Annotated in this window: 18 protein-coding genes and 1 tRNA gene; 9 read left to right on the forward strand and 10 right to left on the reverse strand. The window is 61.7% G+C overall.

What is annotated here, in order from left to right; all coding sequences use genetic code 11:
* Positions 1 to 124 precede the first annotated feature (124 nt).
* Both purL and N181_RS09420 read right to left on the reverse strand, forming a co-directional pair.
* Positions 125 to 2356 (reverse strand): phosphoribosylformylglycinamidine synthase subunit PurL, encoded by a 2232-nt coding sequence (gene purL, locus N181_RS09415; RefSeq protein ID WP_037396511.1) that lies wholly within the window; start codon positions 2354 to 2356, stop codon positions 125 to 127.
* A gap of 213 nt (positions 2357 to 2569) precedes the next feature.
* On the reverse strand, positions 2570 to 3991 hold the full coding sequence (locus N181_RS09420) for an aminotransferase-like domain-containing protein (protein ID WP_037396508.1): 1422 nt from the start codon (positions 3989 to 3991) through the stop codon (positions 2570 to 2572).
* Positions 3992 to 4072: 81 nt separating this feature from the next.
* On the opposite strand from N181_RS09420, the gene N181_RS34000 reads away from it, so the two are divergent.
* On the forward strand, positions 4073 to 4306 hold the full coding sequence (locus N181_RS34000; RefSeq protein ID WP_037436060.1) for a DUF1127 domain-containing protein: 234 nt from the start codon (positions 4073 to 4075) through the stop codon (positions 4304 to 4306).
* Between the two features lie 144 nt (positions 4307 to 4450).
* On the opposite strand, the gene N181_RS09425 is transcribed toward N181_RS34000, so the two are convergent.
* Genes N181_RS09425 through purC form a run of 5 tightly spaced genes read right to left on the reverse strand, consistent with a single transcriptional unit; the run spans position 4451 to position 7201 of the window.
* Positions 4451 to 4858 carry a hypothetical protein gene (locus tag N181_RS09425; protein WP_037396505.1) on the reverse strand — a complete coding sequence of 136 codons (408 nt, stop codon included), beginning with the start codon at positions 4856 to 4858 and terminating at the stop codon, positions 4451 to 4453.
* A gap of 51 nt (positions 4859 to 4909) precedes the next feature.
* Positions 4910 to 5581, reverse strand: coding sequence for a phosphoribosylformylglycinamidine synthase subunit PurQ (gene purQ, locus N181_RS09430; protein ID WP_037396502.1), 672 nt, complete (start codon positions 5579 to 5581; stop codon positions 4910 to 4912).
* Positions 5578 to 6135, reverse strand: a complete 558-nt coding sequence (locus N181_RS09435) for an RNA 2'-phosphotransferase (RefSeq protein WP_037396499.1) — start codon at positions 6133 to 6135, stop codon at positions 5578 to 5580. Before N181_RS09435 ends, purQ begins: the two co-directional genes overlap by 4 nt.
* Positions 6136 to 6158: 23 nt before the next feature.
* Positions 6159 to 6401, reverse strand: coding sequence for a phosphoribosylformylglycinamidine synthase subunit PurS (purS, locus tag N181_RS09440; RefSeq protein WP_012708154.1), 243 nt, complete (start codon positions 6399 to 6401; stop codon positions 6159 to 6161).
* Positions 6402 to 6436: 35 nt separating this feature from the next.
* Entirely contained in the window at positions 6437 to 7201 is a 765-nt protein-coding gene (gene purC / locus N181_RS09445; protein WP_012708153.1) for a phosphoribosylaminoimidazolesuccinocarboxamide synthase, read from the reverse strand.
* A gap of 224 nt (positions 7202 to 7425) precedes the next feature.
* Here purC and N181_RS09450 point away from each other — a divergent pair, with 224 nt between their 5' ends.
* On the forward strand, positions 7426 to 7740 hold the full coding sequence (locus N181_RS09450; RefSeq protein ID WP_037396473.1) for a DUF1476 domain-containing protein: 315 nt from the start codon (positions 7426 to 7428) through the stop codon (positions 7738 to 7740).
* 88 nt (positions 7741 to 7828) lie between these two features.
* On the opposite strand, the gene N181_RS09455 is transcribed toward N181_RS09450, so the two are convergent.
* Together N181_RS09455 and N181_RS09460 are read right to left on the reverse strand one after the other, a co-directional pair.
* Positions 7829 to 7918, reverse strand: a tRNA-Ser gene (locus N181_RS09455).
* A 216-nt stretch (positions 7919 to 8134) separates the two neighbouring features.
* Positions 8135 to 8476: a hypothetical protein gene (locus N181_RS09460; protein ID WP_050984075.1), complete on the reverse strand. Its 342-nt coding sequence runs from the start codon at positions 8474 to 8476 to the stop codon at positions 8135 to 8137.
* Between the two features lie 285 nt (positions 8477 to 8761).
* Here N181_RS09460 and N181_RS09465 point away from each other — a divergent pair, with 285 nt between their 5' ends.
* From N181_RS09465 to N181_RS09480, 4 genes are all read left to right on the forward strand, one after another.
* The gene (locus N181_RS09465) at positions 8762 to 9793 is read left to right on the forward strand and encodes a septal ring lytic transglycosylase RlpA family protein (RefSeq protein ID WP_037396470.1); all 1032 of its coding nucleotides are present in this window, start codon (positions 8762 to 8764) and stop codon (positions 9791 to 9793) included.
* A gap of 66 nt (positions 9794 to 9859) precedes the next feature.
* Positions 9860 to 11014: a D-alanyl-D-alanine carboxypeptidase family protein gene (locus tag N181_RS09470; protein ID WP_014328465.1), complete on the forward strand. Its 1155-nt coding sequence runs from the start codon at positions 9860 to 9862 to the stop codon at positions 11012 to 11014.
* A 56-nt stretch (positions 11015 to 11070) separates the two neighbouring features.
* Positions 11071 to 11772, forward strand: coding sequence for a dTMP kinase (gene tmk / locus N181_RS09475; RefSeq protein ID WP_037396478.1), 702 nt, complete (start codon positions 11071 to 11073; stop codon positions 11770 to 11772).
* Complete coding sequence (locus N181_RS09480) at positions 11769 to 12800, forward strand: DNA polymerase III subunit delta' (RefSeq protein WP_042776321.1); 1032 nt, start codon at positions 11769 to 11771, stop codon at positions 12798 to 12800. The genes tmk and N181_RS09480 overlap by 4 nt, the downstream gene beginning before the upstream one ends.
* Here N181_RS09480 and N181_RS09485 read toward each other — a convergent pair.
* Positions 12795 to 13145, reverse strand: a complete 351-nt coding sequence (locus tag N181_RS09485) for a pyrophosphohydrolase domain-containing protein (RefSeq protein WP_050984074.1) — start codon at positions 13143 to 13145, stop codon at positions 12795 to 12797. The genes N181_RS09480 and N181_RS09485 overlap by 6 nt on opposite strands.
* Before the next feature lie 130 nt (positions 13146 to 13275).
* Here N181_RS09485 and metG point away from each other — a divergent pair, with 130 nt between their 5' ends.
* The 3 genes from metG to N181_RS09500 are packed head-to-tail and all read left to right on the forward strand — an operon-like array spanning position 13276 to position 16457.
* Positions 13276 to 14826 (forward strand): methionine--tRNA ligase, encoded by a 1551-nt coding sequence (gene metG, locus N181_RS09490; RefSeq protein ID WP_037433417.1) that lies wholly within the window; start codon positions 13276 to 13278, stop codon positions 14824 to 14826.
* A gap of 13 nt (positions 14827 to 14839) precedes the next feature.
* A complete protein-coding gene (locus N181_RS09495; RefSeq protein WP_037396453.1) occupies positions 14840 to 15619 on the forward strand; it encodes a TatD family hydrolase in 780 nt (259 codons plus the stop codon).
* Position 15620: 1 nt separating this feature from the next.
* Positions 15621 to 16457 (forward strand): MBL fold metallo-hydrolase, encoded by an 837-nt coding sequence (locus N181_RS09500; protein WP_037396450.1) that lies wholly within the window; start codon positions 15621 to 15623, stop codon positions 16455 to 16457.
* Positions 16458 to 16614 lie beyond the last annotated feature (157 nt).

Consider the following 16614-nt stretch of genomic DNA (forward strand, 5'->3'; position numbering starts at 1 on the left):
GCCAACTCCCTATGTTATTCTTGCTACGGCGGCAGGGTTCCGCCACCGCTCGTGAATTCAAGGGAACCACGATTCAGGGGCGGAAGGCAAATGGTGATTTGATTGTTTCGAGCCCCGTCTCCGGTCAATTGTCCGGTGCGAGATCGCCGCCCATATAGGTGGGGAACCAGGCTTCGTGGGTGGAACGCAGCTCTTCCACGGAGACTGCCCTTGCATCGCCGAGCTTCACCGCGCTGCCGCCGGTCGTGCCGATGACCGGCAAGGACAGGCCAGCGTCTCTCGCCCTTGCGGCGACCGCTTCGAGCTTCTCGGCCGCAACCGTCACGACATAGCGGCCCTGGTCTTCCCCGTAGAAGGCCGCAATCGGATCGCAGTCACCGGGCGCTTCAATCGTGGCACCGATGCCGGAGGCCATTGCCATTTCCGCTACGGCAAGGGCGAGGCCACCCGAAGAGCAGTCATGCACGGCCGTAACCAGCCCATCCGCGATCAGGCCACGAACGAAATCGCCGACCTTGCGTTCATGCGCCAGATCGACATGCGGCGCCGGGCCATCGGTGCGGCCGTGGACATCGCGCATGTAGACCGACTGGGCGATGTGCGTTCCCCAGCCTTCCGGCGCGCCGGCAAGCAGGATCGCCTCATCGGCGGCCGCGAAACGGATGCGCGCCATCCTTGCCCAATCGCTGATCAGGCCCACACCGCCGATAGTCGGGGTCGGCAGGATTCCCTGGCCATTCGTCTCGTTGTAGAGCGAGACGTTGCCGGAGACGATCGGGAAATCGAGAGCGCGGCAAGCCTCGCCGATGCCTTTGACCGCGTGAACGAACTGGCTCATGATTTCCGGACGTTCGGGGTTGCCGAAGTTCAGATTGTCCGTCGCGGCAAGCGGCAACGCACCGGTCGCCGTGAGGTTGCGCCAGCACTCGGCGACAGCCTGCTTGCCACCCTCGAACGGATCGGCCTCGACATAGCGCGGCGTGACATCGGAGGAGAAGGCGAGTGCCTTGGTCGCATGGCCTTCGACGCGGACCACCCCGGCGTCGCCGCCAGGAAGCTGCAGCGAATTGCCTTGGATCAGCGTGTCATACTGCTCGTAGACCCAGCGGCGCGAGGAGTTGTTGGCGGAACCCACGAGCTTCAGAAGCGCTTCGGCGACATCGGCCCGGGGGATGTCGTTGGTGGCGAGCGGCGAGGGGCTCTTGGCCGGGGTCCAGGGGCGATCATATTCCGGTGCTTCGTCACCGAGCTCCTTGATCGGCAGGTTCGCCACTTCCTCACCCTGATGCAGGATGCGGAAGCGCAGGTCGTCGGTCGTCTTGCCGACGATCGCGAAATCGAGCCCCCACTTGACGAAGATCGCCTTGGCTACCTCTTCCTTCTCCGGGCGCAGCACCATAAGCATGCGCTCCTGGCTTTCCGAGAGCATCATCTCGTAGGCCGTCATGCGCTCCTCGCGCACCGGCACCTTGTCGAGATCGAGTTCGATGCCGAGGTCGCCCTTGGCGCCCATCTCGACGGCCGAGCAGGTGAGGCCGGCGGCACCCATGTCCTGGATGGCGATCACCGCGCCGGTCTGCATCAGTTCGAGGCAGGCCTCGAGCAGGCATTTCTCCGTGAAGGGGTCGCCGACCTGCACGGTCGGGCGCTTCTCTTCGATCGACTCGTCGAATTCGGCCGATGCCATTGTGGCGCCGCCGACGCCGTCGCGGCCCGTCTTGGCGCCGAGATAGACGACGGGGAGGCCCACGCCCTCCGCCTTCGAGTAAAAGATGGCATCGCTCCTTGCGAGGCCGGCCGCAAAGGCGTTGACGAGGATGTTGCCGTTATAGCGCGCGTCGAACTCGACCTCGCCGCCGACGGTCGGCACACCGAAGGAGTTGCCATAGCCGCCGACGCCGGCCACGACGCCGGAAACGAGGTGACGGGTCTTCGGATGATCCGGCGCCCCGAAGCGCAGCGCGTTCATTGCGGCGATCGGACGCGCTCCCATGGTGAAGACGTCGCGCAGGATGCCGCCGACGCCGGTCGCCGCGCCCTGGTAGGGCTCGATATAGGAGGGATGATTGTGGCTCTCCATCTTGAAGACCACGCAGTCGCCGTCATCGATGTCGACCACCCCGGCGTTCTCACCCGGGCCCTGGATGACGCGCGGTCCCTTGGTCGGAAGTGTGCGCAGCCATTTCTTCGAGGATTTGTACGAGCAGTGTTCGTTCCACATCGCCGAGAAAATGCCGAGTTCGGTGAAGGTCGGCTCGCGCCTGATCAGGCTCAGGATGCGCTCGTATTCGTCGGGCTTCAGCCCGTGCGAGGCGATGAGCTCCGGGGTGATGGGGCGGGTGTTGGAAATCGTCATCGTCGACCGTCAATCCTTCGGGCGGCGCGCAACCCTTCCGACAGGGACACGGCGCGTGCGAACCGCAACACAAACAGGGGGCGCTTTGCGGCTTCTTTAGCCTAAGCTGCGTTGTGGCGCGACAGAAAAATACCGCAGATCAACAGAAGGCCGGTCGACGTACTCCTGGCCGGAAACTCCGTCTTTCCCGCCCTTAGAATGCTTGCCAAGGATTTAGTCGAAGCTGTCGTAGCCGGTTCGGCCGCTATCGAGCAGACGTCTCAGGACCTCAAATCCTGCCTGCACATCGGCCCGCTTGGGCGGCGAGGAGAAGCCGACTCGGATACGGTGGAAGACGCGGTCGGCCCGGCCGGCCTTGAACTCGTCCTCGTCGTCGATCAGCACGCCCTCTTGCAGCGCTGCCTGCTTGAAGGTTCCAGACAGCCAGGGCTCCGGGAGCTTCAGCCAGAGGAACGGTACCTTCGGATGGTGGTTGAACTCGAACCCGGCAAAGATTTCGCGCGCCATCGCAACGCGCTCGCCGATTTCCTCGACGCCGCGGCTGCGCAATGAGGATGCAGCCCCTGAAAGGACGAGGCGGGCGCAAAGTTCGGCAAGGAGGAAGGGGAGGCCGCCGCTGATCATCTTGTGAGCGATGCGGATGCGCTGGCTGAAATGCGGTGGACAGGCCACCCAGCCGCCGCGCACACCGGCGGCAACAGACTTCGAAAGGCCGCCGACGAGGAAGGTCCGCTCCGGCGCGAGTTCGGCCAGCAGCGGAATCGGATCCCCGGTCATCGAACCGTAGAGATTGTCTTCAACCAGCCATACACCGTACTTGCGGGCGATCTCGGCGACCGCCTGGCGTCGGACGAGCGGCATGATTGCCACCGTCGGATTCTGCGCACTGGGCATGAGGAATGCGAGCTTTGGATGCTGCTGGGCGCAGACGCGCTCGAAATCCTCCGGTATCAGGCCGAACTCGTCGCTTGCCAGGAGGGCAATGCGCCGCCCGATCAGTCCGGCGCTGCGGCTCACCTGCGAATAGGTCAGTGCTTCGAAGGCGATGCGGTCGCCCGGCGAGGTCACGGCCGAAATCACTGCAATGACGGCGGCGTGCGCACCGAGCGTCGGCACTATGCACTCCGGTGCTGGCCGGAGACTGCCGCTCGCCAGCCATTGCGCACCCGCCTCGAACCAATGATCCGGAAAATTGCGGGCATAGCTTGCAATGTCCGCATGATGTTCCCGGCTAATGTCGCCAAGCAATCTCGCCAAAATGTCGCCTTGGCCGATATCCGGCGCCGCCGTGCTGTCGAAGCGTAATTTGCCCGGCGGCGCGACGATCGGCCGGGTACCGGCAAGCGACGTGGTAAGCGGATCGGCCTGCTCGGGCGGTCGGCTCTCCGGGTGGTCGAGGACGTAGGTACCGCGGCCGACCTCTCCGCTGACAAGGCCGCGCTCCCGCACGATGTTGTAAGCACGGCCGATCGTGCCGATCGTCACCCCGATATCGAAGGCGAGATTGCGCTGCGGGGGCAGCTTGGTGCCGACGGGTAGCGCCCCATTGCCGATCGCCCGTTCGATCTGGTCGGCGATCCGCGCGTAAAGCGGGCCGTGTCCCTGCTGTATGTCGGGAAGCCAAGTAGTTGTCATGGTGACAATTATCTATATTGCCTCGATCGCCCTGTCAATTACTACAACAAAGCAAGAATTAACCGCACACAGGTCAATGCAATGAGTACAATTGATACAATCCGATTGTCGCCGCAAAGGACCGAGAACTCTGCGTTTCGGGCTTCGCCCGGTGACGGGAATATTCTGGCTCGGCTCTGGCGTGTCTATTGCACTTTAGCCGCCAAGAGGCGCAGCCGTCTGGAGCTTGGCGATTTAAGCGTCGACCAGCTTAAGGATATCGGCCTCACCGAGGCCGAGGCCCGGCGAGAGGCTGCCCGTCCGTTCTGGCGCTAGCCCCTGGAGCACTGTCAATGCGGTCGAAGTGGGGACGTGAGAGAATGCGCGCCCGAATCTTTGGTGCATCGTCGGCCGTAAGGATCTGGTGCTCGCCGCGGAAGGCGGGCCGTAGCTCGGATCAGGAACGCATCCCGCCTGAGATCAACTGCAGCCCTGGCCGCCGGCGGCCCAGCGCTGCACGTCTGCCGCAATCCGTGTGCCCACCGGCTCGCTGAGGAGCGGACCGAAAGCCTGCAGTCGGGCAGGGTGCCCTTCGGCCTGGATGACGGCGAGGGGACGTGCCTCGGGTGATTTGCGTGGCACGAGAAGGATGCGCGGGCGCCCGGAGAAGGAATTGAGTTCGGGTGCGAGACGATAGGCCTTGAAGGCCGGATCGCCCGACTTGAACCAGCAGCCATTGGCGCCGAGCGCGACGCGCTCCATCGTCGGCAAGGCGGCCGAACTCGCCGGCGGGGAGGCCGAGCGGTCGGATTGGCAGCCGGCGACGAGCACGAGGCTTGCGGCGGCGCAGCAGAGCGCCGCGAATTGTCTTGGATTCATGGATGACATAGGGCGGCCTCGCACGCGGGACGATCGATGCCGCTTCTAGCAGCGATAAGGTTAAGCAGCGATTACATCGAGCGCCGAGGCGAAGATGCCGCGGCCATCCGAGCCACCATGGGCCACCTCGATCAGGTTCTCCGGATGCGGCATCATGCCGAGAACATTGCCCTTGTCGTTCATCACGCCGGCAATATCGTTGATCGAGCCATTCGGATTGGTGTCCTCGGCGTAGCGGAAGACGACCTGGCCATTGCCTTCGACCGCCTTCAGCGTTTCGGCGTCGGCGAAGTAGTTGCCGTCATGGTGCGCGACGGGGCTGCGGATCACCTGGCCCTTGGCATAGGCACGGGTGAAGTCCGTGTCTGCGTTGACAACCTCAAGCTTCACCTCGCGGCAGACGAACTTCAGTGAGGCATTGCGCATCAGTGCGCCGGGCAGCAGGCCCGCTTCGACGAGGATCTGGAAACCGTTGCAGACGCCCAGAACGCGCACGCCTTGCTCAGCCTTGGCCTTGATCGCCTGCATCACCGGCATGCGTGCGGCGATCGCGCCGCAGCGCAAATAGTCGCCATAGGAGAAGCCGCCGGGGATGACGATCAGGTCGACATCCGGAATTTCCGTCTCGGTCTGCCAGACGGTAACCGGCGCCTTGCCGGAGATCTTCGTGAGCGCTGCGATCATGTCGCGATCGCGGTTGAGGCCCGGAAGCTGAACGACGGCTGACTTCATGTTTCTGTCTCCGTTAGCGGCAAGATGTATTCTGGCTGTACTGCATTGGTGAGCCATACACCGTTTTCCGACAGGAAGAACTGCCCACCATCGGAATGCATGCGCTTCGCATCGATTTTCAAGATGGCGATATTGCCCTTGCGACGCCGTGCGACAATCTTCGCCGTCTCTGCATCGGCTGAAAGATGCACGTGCTGGCGGGCCATCTTTTGAAGGCCGGTCTCCACAATCGCCGCGACACTTTCTGCCGAGGTGCCATGGTAGAGGATGGCCGGCGGCGTGAGGAGCGCAAGGCCCATGTCGACGGCAACACTGTGTCCTTGCGCCGCGCGGATGCGCGAGCCATCAAGCGTAAAGCGACGTTTCGGATTTTCCTCGATGATCCTGAGAAGATCGCTCTCGGTTATACCGAAACGGCCGAGGACCGATGCCTTGAGGTCGGCGAAAGATGTCCAGCCTTCGCTGTCCAGCGCCAGCCCCGCCTCATGCGGCGCGTGGCGCAAGACATAACTCATGAACTTCGATACGTCCGTATCCAGGTTCCGCGAAGACATCGCCCCTGCTGCCTCACAAGCACTCAAGCGAGGGAAATGCTGTAGTTTTCAATCACGGTGTTGGCGAGCAGCTTCTCGCACATGGCCTTGAGTTCGGCTTCGGCCTTGGCCTTGTCTGCGGTCTCAAGCTGCAGGTCGAAGACCTTGCCCTGGCGAACCTGACCGATGCCGTCGAAGCCAAGCGCCCCAAGCGCGCCTTCGATTGCCTTGCCCTGCGGGTCGAGAACACCGTTCTTCAGCGTCACGGTTACGCGTGCCTTGATCACTTTGCTTTTCCCTGAAAATTACCCGACCCGCACGATTACTTGACCAGCACGGGGCCGGAACCACGCGGCGGCTCGTTCTCGTTGATGATGCCGAGACGGCGGGCTACTTCCTGATAGGCCTCGACCAGTCCGCCCATGTCGCGGCGGAACCGGTCCTTGTCCATCTTTTCCTTGGTCTCGACGTCCCACAGACGGCAGCTGTCCGGCGAAATCTCGTCGGCCAGAATGATGCGCATCATGTCACCTTCGTAGAGGCGGCCGCATTCGATCTTGAAGTCGACGAGCTGGATGCCGACGCCGAGGAAGAGGCCGGAAAGGAAGTCGTTGATGCGGATGGCGAGCGCCATGATATCGTCGAGTTCCTGCGGGCTTGCCCAGCCGAAGGCGGTGATGTGCTCTTCCGACACCATCGGGTCGTCGAGCGCATCGGCCTTATAGTAGAACTCGATGATCGAGCGCGGCAGCACGGTGCCTTCCTCGATGCCGAGGCGCTTAGCGAGCGAACCGGCGGCAACGTTGCGCACCACGATCTCGAGCGGAATGATCTCCACTTCCTTGATCAGCTGTTCGCGCATGTTGAGGCGACGAATGAAATGCGTCGGAATGCCGATCTTGTTCAGATGGGTGAAGATGTACTCGGAAATCCGGTTATTGAGCACGCCCTTGCCGTCGATGACGTCATGCTTCTTCTTGTTGAAGGCGGTCGCATCATCCTTGAAGAACTGGATCAGCGTGCCCGGTTCCGGACCCTCATAAAGGATCTTGGCCTTGCCCTCGTAGATACGGCGGCGACGATTCATGGACTTGTCTCTGTGGTTGTTGGCGCTCTTGGGTCGCGCATTTGGAATTTTCTCAGCGGGTCCATATCCGAAAAGAACGCATTTCACAATCGGCGTATCTTTCCGTCCCCCGATTTAGATTAGGGTACCATGAAAGTCACCAAAAGACGAAAAGGCACGTTGCTCATTCACCGGCGTACCGGATTATGCGAGAATGCTGGCCAGGAACTTGAGGAGGTCGATTGATGACGACGATGCAGGATCGCGAGAAGGCTTTCGAAGCGAAGTTTGCGTTGGACGAAGAGTTGAGATTCAAGGCCTTGGCGCGCCGCAACAGGCTGCTCGGTCTCTGGGCCGCCGGTCTCCTGAACAAGCCGGATCCGGAAACCTACGCGCGAGACCTTATTGCCGCCCATATCGCCGATGCTGGCCACGACGACGTCGTGCGCAAGATCAAGGCCGATTTCGACGCAGCCGGAGTGGCCGAATCCGAAGCCGACATCCGCGTCCGCATGCTGGAATTTCTGGCGCAGGCGATCGAGCAGGTTCAGAACAGCTAGTCTGCCTCGGAGTCGAAGCTCGCCCGGCGGCCACGATGGTGATCGTGCGTGTCGCTTGTGCAATCTTTGGGCTGGACAGCTGAGAGAATGGCGGAGGAGGTGGGATTCGAACCCACGGTACGCTTTCACGCACGCCGGTTTTCAAGACCGGTTCCTTAAACCACTCGGACACTCCTCCAAGCGACTGAATTTACAAGGTATTCCGTGTTGTGGCAGAGCGGTGGTTTTCGACTTTGCTACCGGATTGCTACCAATTCGTCACTTGGAGGGCTTTATAGCCTGCCTGATGGCGGCGTCAACCTGCTCGGCGGCATTGGCCTGCATTCCGGGCAGGGCATGGCTCGTCCGTCCGGCGATCGCCACGAGTTCGGACCGACGACATAACGATCTCGTACTAGAATCTCTTCACAGCCCGGTACTCGCCCGCTTCCCAGGCGCGGAGTTCGCCGGCTTCGCAAGTGTAGTTCTCGTCCGTTTCGGCTATGCCGACGCCAATGCCGTCGATGTTCGGATCGTCGAATGTAACGTAGATGTCTGACTTGCGGATTTTTCGGTCCTGGAAGTCCTTCAGTATGAAAGCGAAACACTGAACGCTCTGCTTCGTGTTGCCGCGCTGAATGTGGAGCTCAGTCTTGCGATCGATCTTCGACAGCTCGAGCGTTTCCGCCCGAGTTGCGTCTGATAAAGCCAGCGCAGGCAAGGCAAGAATGAAGATCGTTTTCAAAGGAAATTTCATCTCTCAGAATCCGTCGTTTGTTAGCGGTAAGTGGTCTTCTCGTTAGTCTGTGGCGCGTATCGATCGAGTTCGAGGATCAATTCGGACACGGCTTTGGCTTGATCGATTTTTACCCTTCTTAAACCATAACGCGAGATTTCCATCGGGCCTTCGCCATCCAATTCGCAATTTCGCCTTGTTGTTGTCATGATTACTTTGATTGTTCCGTTTCGGAACGCCGTAATGTCCGCGGGGGCTAGAGCGGATCATTTCGAGTGCGGTATCGCGAATAATCTTGTGGGACAGATGACATCCGATAGAAAAGCGGCATACCTTGTAGGGGGGATACGGCTCGCTGCCGTTCCATTACTGTGCGCGGCACTTGCCGCCTGCGGATCGGCGTCCAGTGTCAAGACGAGCAAGTCGCGAAGCAAGGAATACTTCGCCGAATCCATCTATGGCGTCAAAGCCAGCCCGCGGGTTGCCACAGGACGCAACATTCCAAAGGGTGGTGGCCGTTACCAGGTGGGCAAGGCCTATCAGGTCAAGGGCAAATGGTATCAGCCGAAAGAGGATTTCGGTTACAACAAGTCCGGTATGGCCTCCTGGTATGGGTCGGCCTTCCATGGCCGCCTGACGGCGAACGGCGAAGTCTACGACAAATATCACCTCTCGGCAGCGCACCCGACTTTCCCGCTGCCGAGCTATGCCCGCGTTACCAACATGGAGAACGGCACGTCGGTCATCGTGCGCGTCAACGATCGCGGTCCCTATGAATATGGTCGGATCATCGATGTATCCTCGAAGACGGCGGACATGCTGGACATCAAGCGCAAGGGGAGCGCCAAGGTTCGTGTGCAGTATGTCGGCCGCGCTCCGCTTGAGGGCAATGACATGCCCTATCTCATGGCGTCCTACGTCACCAAAGGCGATCGCAGCCCCGGTGTGAGGCCGGAAGGACAAATCGCGACGGGTGTCATGGTCGCCTCGAACGAGCCGCTGCGCAATCAGGTCCAGGACCTCGGCACCGTCACGGTTCCGGCCAAGTCGATGCTCGGCACGGGCGTCCCGGTGAATGCACTTGCCGCGCCGGCGCAGGCCTTGCCGACGCCGCGCGCGATGACCGAGTTCGTGCTGCTGCCGGAGATCGGGCCTGTCCCGACGGAGAGGCCCGAATTGATCCCCCTGCCGGATGGCAGCATGGCCTTTGCCGCCGCCTATGTCGAAGTGCGGGTCAGCGACAAGGCCTCGCCATTCGAAGCGATCATGGTCGATTCCAATCCGCTGACGCCCGAGTCGATCCTTGCCTATGCAAAGCGGCGGCAAGGCGCCGTTTGATCCAATCGACGCCGGTTGAATGGGTGTGTCTGCACTGCTATGCCCGTGTAGAAACCGGAGTTTCTCATGCGCATGAAGTGGTTCGCGATCGTGGGCATCCTGGCGGCGATCGCTCCGGGGGAGGCGGCGGCGCAAACGCCTGCTTTCGATACGAAGGCAAAGCAGATCTATCTCATTGATGACGAAACCGGAACGGTGCTGTTCGCGCGGAGCGAAGACGAGCCCGTACCGCCGGCCTCGCTTGCCAAGCTTATGGCAATGGAGGTGGTCTTCGAAGCGCTGGACAAGGGCGAACTGACACCCGAGGCGGTCTTCCCGGTTTCCGAACATGCCTGGCGAACGGGCGGCGCGCCCTCCGGGACGGCCACGATGTTCGCCGCCATCAAATCGCAGATTCGCGTCGCCGACCTCATACAGGGCGCAACCGTCCAGTTGGCGAACGACGCCTGCATAATCCTCGCCGAAGGCATGGCGGGCAGCGAGGCGGCCTTCGCGGAACGCATGAACGCACGCGCGCGCGAACTTGGCATGCCGGTGGCGACGTTCGAGAATGCGACGGGGCTCCCGGATCCGGGAAACAGGGTCACCATGCGTGAACTCGTCACCCTGTCGCGGCATCTGCGCGAGGCGCATACGAATTTCTATCGCCTCTACGCACAGCCGGAATTCGAGTGGAACAAGATCCTGCAGCGCAACAAGAACCCGCTGATTGCCGCCAATGTCGGCGTTGACGGATTGGCGACGGGGTTTGCGGAGGGCTTCGGCTTCTCGCTTGCCGCCTCTATGCAGCGCGGCGACCGTCGGGTCTATCTGGCGATGGGTGGCCTCGAAAGCGACAAGGAGCGGACTGAGGAGAGCCGCCGCGTGCTCGACTGGGCAATGACGAACTTCGAGAAACGGCGCATCTTCGCCGATGGCGAAACGATCGGCGAAGCGAGCATCTATGGTGGCGCGGCGTCGCATGTCGCGCTCGTAGCAGGCGGCCCCGTCGATGTGCTGCTCCCGGTCAACAATCCGGAACGGCTGACGGCCAGGATCGTCTATAAATGGCCGCTGACGGCGCCTGTGGCGGCCGGCCAGCAGGTGGGCGTCGTCAAGCTCTGGAACGGCGACAAGCTCTTGAGGGAAGTCCCGGTCAAGACGGCCGAGGCGGTCGGCGCCGGGACGCTCAGCAGCCGCGCCCTCGATGCCCTGCAGGAACTTCTGTTCTTCTGGCTGTGACAAATGCGGCGCTTGGCGGTTCCTTCCGCCAGATCAATCAGCTAAACAGAACGGATATGCACGCCGATCTGGAAGAACTTGTGTCGCTGACAAAGGGTTTGTTCGTAACTTTCGAGGGTGGAGAAGGGGCGGGAAAGTCGACCCAGATGCGCCTTCTTGCCGATTCGCTCAGCGGCCGAGGCTATGACGTGCTGACCACCCGCGAGCCCGGCGGCTCGCTCGGGGCGGAGGCGGTGCGCCATGTCTTGTTGTCGGGAGCGGCGGAATCCTTCGGTGTTCGCATGGAGGCGATTCTCTTCGCGGCGGCGCGTAGCGACCATGTCGAGGAAGTCATTCGTCCCGCCTTGCAGCAGGGGAGGATCGTTCTTTGCGATCGCTTCATGGATTCCTCCCGCGTCTACCAGGGCGTTACCGGCAATCTCGAGCCCGGCTTCGTCGAAACCCTGGAGCGCGTCGCCGTCAACGGCGTCATTCCAGATCGGACGATTATCTTCGATCTGCCTGCAGAGGCCGGGCTGGAGCGCGCCCGGCGCCGTTCCAATGAGGAGCCCGATCGCTTCGAAAAGGAACAACTGGAGACGCACGAGAAACGCCGCGAGGCCTTCCTCGACATTGCCGAGGCCGATCCCGAACGGTGCTGCGTCGTCGACGCGACGCTTCCGCCGGAGGTGATCGCGGCAGAAGTGCTGAGGCTCGTGGAGGCGCTGCTGCCTGGTGATGGCGAACCGCAATCGTCCAGGGTGGAAGCGGCATCATGACGATGGAACGTCCTGGCGTGCTGGAGGGGGCGGTCGCCCCCGTGGAAAACAGCAAACTCTTCGGCCATCATGAAGCCGAAGCCTTTCTTGCCCAGAGCTACAGGTCCGGCAAGGGCCATCACGCGATCCTCATCGAAGGCCAGGAAGGGATCGGCAAGGCGACGCTCGCCTTCCGGTTCGCCAATCATGTGCTCAGCCATCCCGACCCGGCAGAGGCGCCGGAGCGCCTCGGCGACCCCGATCCGGCGTCGCTCGTCACGCGCCAGCTTGCCTCCGGTGCGTCCCACAACCTGCTGCACCTCGCGCGCCCCGTGGACGAGAAGACCGGCAGGGCGAAGGGGGCGATCACCGTGGACGAGGTGCGGCGCGCCGGGAAATTTTTCGGGCAGACCTCCGGGACGGGGAACTGGCGCATCGTCATCATCGACCCTGCCGACGACCTCAACCGCAATGCGGCCAACGCCATTCTGAAGATACTCGAGGAGCCGCCGCGCCGCTCGCTGTTCCTCGTGCTGACGCACGCGCCCGGAAAACTGTTGCCGACGATCCGTTCGCGATGCCTGCCGCTGCGGCTGAAGCCGCTCGAGCCGGAGGCCATGCGCCTGGCTCTCGGCCATCTGGGATTCGACTTGACCGGTCCAAACGCCGAGGGAATCATCGCGGCGGCGAGCGGCAGCGTCTCGGAGGCGCTGAAGCTGATCAACTATGGCGGCGTCGATATCGCCGCCGCCTTCGAGGACGTCCTTGCAGGGCAGGGGCCGGCCGTTCGCAAGCAGATGCACAAGCTTGCCGATATCCTTTCGGCGAAGGATAGCGAAACGATCTACGATTTCTTCTCGTCGCTCTTTATGGGGCGTGTGATGCGCCTGGCGCGCGAGGCGGCCGTTGCCGGCGACATTGGCCGAGCCGAGCGGTTCGCAACGCTCTCCGGCAGCTTTACCGAGCGCCTGACCCTGAGCGAGGCGTACAATCTCGATCGCAAGCAGACGATCCTGTCACTGCTCGATGATCTGAAGGACGCCTTATAGGTCGGGCCTGAATTTCCACTTCCGCTCGATCGCCGCGGCAAGATCGATATCGTTGTTGTGGGCGAATAGCAGGACATGGCCGAGAAGATCGGCCGTCTCATCCGCAAGCGACCGTCGCAGGTCCTCGATCGGCGTTCCGCGCTTTCGGCCCCGGCCGCTCGCCTTGTTCCATGCTTGGGTGAGTTCGCCCAGCTCTTCCTGCAGCTTCAGAATGTACCAGTCCGGATCGCGCACGATGGCGTGCTCGGCGGCATAGGCAGCCGATGCCTTCTCGAATTTATCCCAAGGTCGCTCAACACGGTATTTCCCCTTTCCGCGTTTCCGTTTTGTTCCGACCGGGCGCAGATGTCAACGGTCTGCACAGGAAAGGCGGCGTTGGCGCTCGGGCTTTTTCTGGGCGTGGCGGTTCCCTACCTAAAGGCGATGCGCTAAGAGCAGCCGTAGTTTCCGATCCGAGGTAAAATCGAAGCCCGCCATGAGAGACACGTCCCCGTTTTACATCACCACTGCGATTTCCTACCCCAACGGCAAGCCGCATATCGGCCATGCCTATGAGTTGATCGCGACGGACGCCATGGCGCGCTACCAGAGGCTGGACGGCCGCGAGGTCTTCTTCCTGACCGGAACGGACGAACACGGCCAGAAGATGCAGCAGACGGCCAGGAAGGAAGGCATCGCGCCGCAGGAGCTTGCCGACCGCAACTCGGCCGAGTTCGAAAAGATGGCCGAGGTGCTCAACGCATCGAATGACGACTTCATCCGCACGACGGAGAAGCGCCATCACGAGGCATCGCAGGCGATCTGGATCCGCATGGGCGAGGCGGGCGATCTCTACAAGGATTCCTATGCCGGCTGGTACTCCGTTCGCGACGAGGCCTACTACCAGGAAAACGAGACGGAACTGCGCGGCGACGGCGTGCGCTACGGCGCTCAGGGAACGCCGGTCGAGTGGGTGGAGGAGGAAAGCTATTTCTTCCGCCTGTCGGCCTACCAGGAAAAGCTCCTGAAGCACTACGAGGAGAATCCGGATTTCATCGGCCCGGCCGAGCGGCGCAACGAGGTCATCTCCTTCGTCAGGTCGGGTCTTAAGGACCTGTCGGTTTCGCGCACGACGTTCGACTGGGGCATCCGGGTTCCGAACGATCCTGCCCATGTCATGTATGTTTGGGTGGATGCGCTGACGAATTACCTCACCGCGACGGGCTATCTGACGGATCCATCGGGGCCACGGGCAAAGTTCTGGCCGGCGAATATCCACATTATCGGCAAGGATATCATCCGCTTCCATGCGGTTTACTGGCCCGCCTTCCTGATGTCGGCCGGCCTGCCCCTGCCGAAGCGCGTCTTCGCGCACGGCTTCCTGCTCAACAAGGGTGAGAAGATGTCAAAGTCGCTCGGCAACGTGGTGGACCCGTTCAACCTCGTCGAGCATTTCGGCCTCGATCAGATCCGCTATTTCTTCCTGCGGGAAGTCTCCTTCGGCCAGGACGGCAGCTACAGCGAGGAGGGGATCGCGACCCGCATCAACTCCGACCTCGCCAACGGCATCGGCAATCTCGCCAGCCGGTCGTTGTCGATGATCGTCAAGAACTGCGACGGCCAGATTCCCGCCTGCGGACCGCTGACGGAGGAGGACAGGGCGATGCTCGCCGCCGCCGACGCGCTCATCGAAGCGACGCGCGAGGAAATGGGCAGGCAACTCATCCACCGTGCGCTCGCCGCCATTATCGCCGTCGTTTCCGAAACGGATCGCTATTTTGCCGGCCAGGAACCCTGGGCGCTGAAGAAGACCGATCCGGAACGCATGGCGACCGTGCTGTATGTCACGGCAGAGGTCGTGCGCCAGATCGCCATTCTTCTGCAGCCCTTCATGCCGGATTCGGCGGGCAAGCTCCTGGATCTGGTGGCGGTACCTGCAGAAAAACGCGATTTCGCCCATCTCGGCGAAACGGGCCGTCTTGTGGCTGGTACGCCGCTCGAGGCGCCGAAGCCGGTCTTCCCGCGCTACATCGCGCCGGAAGCGTAAGCGAGAGGGAACCATGCTGATCGACACGCACTGCCATCTGGATTTCCCGGACTTCGACGCCGAGCGCGACGCGATCATCGATCGCGCCCGGCAGGCAGGTGTGACCCAGATGGTGACGATCTCGACCCGGGTGAAACGGTTCGAGACCATATTGGCGATCGCCGAGACTTACGAGAACGTCTTCTGCTCGGCCGGCACCCATCCGCACAATGCCGACGAAGAGCTGGATATCACGACGGCGGATCTCGTCCGCCTGGCGGCACATCCCAAGGTCGTTGCGATCGGCGAAGCAGGCCTCGACTATTTCTATGACAACGCGCCGCGCGAGGCACAGGCGGAGGGATTGCATCGTCACATAGCGGCGGCGCGCGAAACCGGCTTGCCGCTCGTCATTCATAGCCGGTCGGCGGACGACGACATGGCGGCGATCCTGACGGAGGAAGCGGGGAAGGGCGCCTTCCCTTTCCTTCTGCATTGCTTCTCGTCCGGAGCGGAATTGGCGCGGATCGGCGTCGAGCTCGGCGGCTATGTGTCCTTCTCCGGAATTTTGACCTTTCCGAAATCGCAGGAACTGAGGGAGATCGCCAAAACGATTCCCCGCGATCGGCTGGTTGTGGAAACGGACGCGCCCTATCTGGCGCCAAAGCCTTTCCGCGGTAAGCGCAACGAGCCGGCCTATGTTGCGCACACGGCCGAAGTGCTGGCCGAAACCATCGGCGTCTCCAAGGAGGAGATTGCCGAAATCACCACGGAAAACGCCTTCCAGATCTTTGCCAAGATGCCGAGGCTTTGACATGGCGTTCAGGCGGATCTTCACCATCCTGGGCTGCGGCTCTTCGCCCGGGGTGCCGCGCATCACCGGCGATTGGGGCGCCTGCGATCCGTCAAATCCGCGCAATCGGCGCTCGAGAGCCGCTCTGCTCGTGGAGCAGATTGCGCCGGACGGCGCCAGGACGACCGTGGTCATCGATACGGGTCCCGATTTCCGCACCCAGATGGTGGCGGCCAATGTGCGCCATATCGATGCCGTGCTTTACACCCACGCGCATGCGGATCATCTACACGGGATCGACGATCTGCGCGGCTTCGTCATCGAAAATCGCAAGCGTGTGCCGATCTGGGCGGACGCCTTTACCATGGGCCGGATTCGCGACGGATTCCGCTACTGCCTGGAATCGCCGCCTGGAAGCGGATATCCGCCGATCGTCGAGCCGTGCGTCATTCCAGATGACCTTCCATTGGTCAACGTTCGCGGTGCCGGCGGACCGATTGCATTCCAGCCGTTGATGCAGTTCCACGGCAACATTCATTCGCTCGGCTTCCGCGTCGGCAATTTTGCCTATTGCAGCGATGTCAGCGACTTTCCGGCCGAAACCGTCGGCAAGCTCGAGGGGCTCGATCTGCTGGTCCTCGACACGTTGCAGTACAGATTTCATCCGAGCCATCTGTCACTGGTGCAATCGCTCGGCTGGATCGAACGTCTGCAGCCGAAGCGCGCTGTGCTGACACATATGCACGTACCGCTGGATTATGATGTTGTGCGCGACGAGACACCGGATCATGTCGAGCCGGCTTATGACATGATGCGGCTGGAGTTCGAAATCGATGTGCCAACGGTGGAAGAGGCATAACGTCTGGATTTAGAATTTTCCGGCAAGCTTCTGATTCTTATCATCATCTTCAGTCTGCATACCCGCAAGTTGGTTCCATAATCTATCTTATGCGATTATTATTTTTAGCCGGGTGGGTTCAAGGATGAAGTGCGACTTGCGATAGATACCAATGGGT

Source organism: Sinorhizobium fredii USDA 205 (assembly GCF_001461695.1).
GTDB classification, from domain to species: domain Bacteria; phylum Pseudomonadota; class Alphaproteobacteria; order Rhizobiales; family Rhizobiaceae; genus Sinorhizobium; species Sinorhizobium fredii.

Bases quoted from the DNA above. Each gene is read 5' to 3' on its own strand.
- purL (WP_037396511.1), bottom strand. From the start codon at position 2,356: ATGACGATTTCCAACACCCGCCCCATCACCCCGGAGCTCATCGCCTCG.
- N181_RS09450 (WP_037396473.1), top strand. From the start codon at position 7,426: ATGACGACGATGCAGGATCGCGAGAAGGCTTTCGAAGCGAAGTTTGCG.
- N181_RS09480 (WP_042776321.1), top strand. From the start codon at position 11,769: ATGACGATGGAACGTCCTGGCGTGCTGGAGGGGGCGGTCGCCCCCGTG.
- N181_RS09465 (WP_037396470.1), top strand. From the start codon at position 8,762: ATGACATCCGATAGAAAAGCGGCATACCTTGTAGGGGGGATACGGCTC.
- tmk (WP_037396478.1), top strand. From the start codon at position 11,071: ATGCACGCCGATCTGGAAGAACTTGTGTCGCTGACAAAGGGTTTGTTC.
- N181_RS09495 (WP_037396453.1), top strand. From the start codon at position 14,840: ATGCTGATCGACACGCACTGCCATCTGGATTTCCCGGACTTCGACGCC.
- N181_RS09500 (WP_037396450.1), top strand. From the start codon at position 15,621: ATGGCGTTCAGGCGGATCTTCACCATCCTGGGCTGCGGCTCTTCGCCC.
- purQ (WP_037396502.1), bottom strand. From the start codon at position 5,581: ATGAAGTCAGCCGTCGTTCAGCTTCCGGGCCTCAACCGCGATCGCGAC.
- N181_RS09470 (WP_014328465.1), top strand. From the start codon at position 9,860: ATGCGCATGAAGTGGTTCGCGATCGTGGGCATCCTGGCGGCGATCGCT.
- metG (WP_037433417.1), top strand. From the start codon at position 13,276: ATGAGAGACACGTCCCCGTTTTACATCACCACTGCGATTTCCTACCCC.
- N181_RS34000 (WP_037436060.1), top strand. From the start codon at position 4,073: ATGAGTACAATTGATACAATCCGATTGTCGCCGCAAAGGACCGAGAAC.
- N181_RS09420 (WP_037396508.1), bottom strand. From the start codon at position 3,991: ATGACAACTACTTGGCTTCCCGACATACAGCAGGGACACGGCCCGCTT.
- N181_RS09435 (WP_037396499.1), bottom strand. From the start codon at position 6,135: ATGTCTTCGCGGAACCTGGATACGGACGTATCGAAGTTCATGAGTTAT.
- N181_RS09460 (WP_050984075.1), bottom strand. From the start codon at position 8,476: ATGAAATTTCCTTTGAAAACGATCTTCATTCTTGCCTTGCCTGCGCTG.
- purC (WP_012708153.1), bottom strand. From the start codon at position 7,201: ATGAATCGTCGCCGCCGTATCTACGAGGGCAAGGCCAAGATCCTTTAT.
- N181_RS09425 (WP_037396505.1), bottom strand. From the start codon at position 4,858: ATGTCATCCATGAATCCAAGACAATTCGCGGCGCTCTGCTGCGCCGCC.